At 56.4% G+C, this 2,728-nt stretch carries 3 protein-coding genes; 2 read left to right on the top strand and 1 reads right to left on the bottom strand.

The window, feature by feature from the left end; translation table 11 throughout:
- Nucleotides 1-23 precede the first annotated feature (23 nt).
- Nucleotides 24-1,352: an SPASM domain-containing protein gene (locus IT585_09040; protein MCC6963384.1), complete on the bottom strand. Its 1,329-nt coding sequence runs from the start codon at nt 1,350-1,352 to the stop codon at nt 24-26.
- 412 nt (nt 1,353-1,764) lie between these two features.
- Between IT585_09040 and IT585_09035 the strand changes: the two genes are divergently transcribed.
- Together IT585_09035 and IT585_09030 are read left to right on the top strand one after the other, a co-directional pair.
- The gene (locus IT585_09035; GenBank protein ID MCC6963383.1) at nt 1,765-2,382 is read left to right on the top strand and encodes a CDP-alcohol phosphatidyltransferase family protein; all 618 of its coding nucleotides are present in this window, start codon (nt 1,765-1,767) and stop codon (nt 2,380-2,382) included.
- On the top strand, nt 2,379-2,728 hold a 350-nt coding region (locus IT585_09030; GenBank protein ID MCC6963382.1), incomplete at its 3' end, for a ribokinase. The genes IT585_09035 and IT585_09030, both read left to right, overlap by 4 nt.

Genomic DNA, 2,728 nt, shown 5'->3' with positions numbered 1-2,728 from the left:
TGTGCTCGGGGTTTCGATGAATTTCATCCATTCACCTCCTGTTGAGAGTTGCACAGGTACCTTAGAACTAACATCTCCCGCAAGTTGTACCTCCAGGGGGAGCAATATCCGTGATTAGTGTCTGCTGTATCGGTAGCCGCTTTGGGACAGCCGCCCAGACAGAGTGGCAGGATCCTACATTCCCGACATTCCGACTTCGTAAAAGGATTCCACTTCTCGTAACGGTCAAAATTGCGTTGTTGCTGTGGGCTGCGTTCATCCCCAAAGATGTCCCCGACCGATAATGCAGGATCCAGGGAGAGTTCCTCCCAGCACTTGAACAACAGCCCATTGGGGGCGACGACATAGGAATTGACATGCCCGGCGCCGCAATATCCTCCGGGGGCAATCATGGGGTATTCGATCCGGTTGATACCTCGCTCCACCAATTCCGCGTAAAGCCGCGTCTGCAGATTGGAGAACGCCTGGGTGCTCAGACAGCGACCTTGGGCATCCGAACAAGCACCGCCCGCCGGATTTACCGGTGCGAAGTAGATATTGACCCGCGGCAGCAATCCTTGCTGGCGGAGAATTTCGACCACCTGTAAAGCGGCGTCGGCGTTGTCGCTGTCGACATTGATGCGTACGACAATGCGGAGGATGCGGCTGACTTCGGCGAGATTCTCAATGATCGTGGCGAAGGTCCCGCGGCCGCCCGCCAGTTTACGGCGGCGATCGTGGATCTCCGGCGGCCCGTCAATCGTGATCTGCGCCTCGTCGATTCCGGCGTCCTTGTACTGCTGCGCCAAGGTGGCATCAAGCAAGAAGCCGTTGGTGATGATCGATGCCGAGATTCTTTTCACGTCGAACCTCTTGGCCAGGGCCGCCAGCCGCTGTTGCACGCTGATGATCAGTTTTGAGCATAGCGTCGGCTCACCGCCGAACCAAGTAATCATCAGGTGCTCGCTGCTGGCCAGTCGCGTCTCGCAGAAGCGAAGCAAGGCTTCGACGGTGCGCGTACCCATCATCACCGGGCTGGCGCTCTGAAAGCAATAGTCACAACGGAAATTGCACGCCAGGGTCGGCGCAACAGTAAGGAAGAAGGCGTGTTGCGACTGACGCTGCTCGTAATTACGCTGCTCCTGTTCCGAGACCTCGTCGAGACTGTCGGCACAGAGGAAACGCGCATAGTTCATCTGCTGGCGCAGCTCATCGTCTGCCGGCGATTCGGTGAGTTCCGGCGTGCGCAACAGCCGTTCGAAACGCGGCAGTGTCTCAGCATCGATCTCAGCCAATGCCGCGGTAACACTATTGAACGCCAGCTTTTTGCCCCCTGGAAGCTCGACCAGGATGTTGTAACGCGATGACTTCATTAGCTTCCTTTGGAGCGAATGCGGCTGCGTGTCGCTCTTCAAGGTTTACATATCTTTTGCGAATTGGACAATGTGGAGTATAGACTATCTGATCAGTGATTGTCAAGATAAATCTGACAAAAAAAGGTATGTTTGATCTTTGAGGTCGGATAAGCCGTCCTGTCGAGCTCGGGGACAGTGGGCCAAGCATGAAGGACGACTGACTCGACTGCCGCTTGGCGGGCAACAATTCCCCTTGACCCGATGCAAGCCTGGGCATATCATTGCCACCACGAGCTGCAGGGAACGTTTCGAACGCCCTGCGCTTTTGACATTCGGGGAACCTTGGTTTAACACAAGGGTTCAACCGAAGCGACACGGATGAGAGTTCGGTGCAGGCGGCAAGGACAGCTTACACAAGGCAGTTGGTCAGATGGTAATGCAACAGATGCAGCAGAAGCGACGGATCACCTATGAGAGCGCCTCGATTCCGTACGGCAAACTCTGTCTGCGCCTTGGACTTACGCCAAATGTCCTGACCGGGATATCTTTCCTCATCTCCGCTGGCGCTTCGGTGCTCTACTGGCGAGGCGAATTACTTTGGGGTGCAGCCGTGGTCTGCCTTACGATGTTCACTGATATGCTCGATGGTGCGACTGCTCGCGCCGGCAATTGCGGTACCAAGTTTGGAGGCATCCTGGATCACGTCTCCGACCGTTACGCTGAGGCACTGATCCTCTTCGGCATCGCGTTATCAGGTGCCGTCAATCCGATTTGGGCGATGTTTGCCCTGTTCGGCATGATTATCGCCAGCTACACGCGCGAGGCGGCCGAATCGCAGGGCAAGCTCGAGAATGTCGCGGTCGGCGCGGTTGGCCGTCTCGAGAAGCTGCTGCTTATCATCGTCGGCTCCGTTGTCGAATACTTCTATCCCGGACATAACATCCTGACATATGCGCTGGTCATCGTTGGTGTCGTCTCGTATGTGACCAGTGTCCAGCGCCTCATCTACGCCAGAAAGCTGTTGGAAGAACGGGACAGACGCGAATGATCGTCGGGGTCGGTAACCCGGTCTTCGACCTCATCGAGACCCCGTATCTCAAGACCGATGGCCGCGTGCTGTCCGGCTGTTCTACCAACGCCTGTTTGGCGCTGTCGAAACTCGGTAAGCCGACGGCATTAATCGGCCGCGTCGGACTAGACTACGACGAGGCTTTCCGCCGCGATATGGAGCGGTTCGGAATCGAATACGCCGTCGAAGAATCCGCTGAGTCCGGCGGGTTCAAACTGATCTACTACGACAAGCACGGCAACCGCACGCTTGATGTTCTCGGCGACGCCGGACCGATCAACTTCTTTCCCGAGGAATACCTCGAAGCCGACTGGATTCTCTTTGG

Source organism: Candidatus Zixiibacteriota bacterium, assembly GCA_020853795.1.
In the GTDB taxonomy this organism is placed as follows: Bacteria; Zixibacteria; MSB-5A5; order CAIYYT01; family CAIYYT01; genus JADJGC01.
This window is presented reverse-complemented; position numbering and strand designations above follow the sequence as displayed.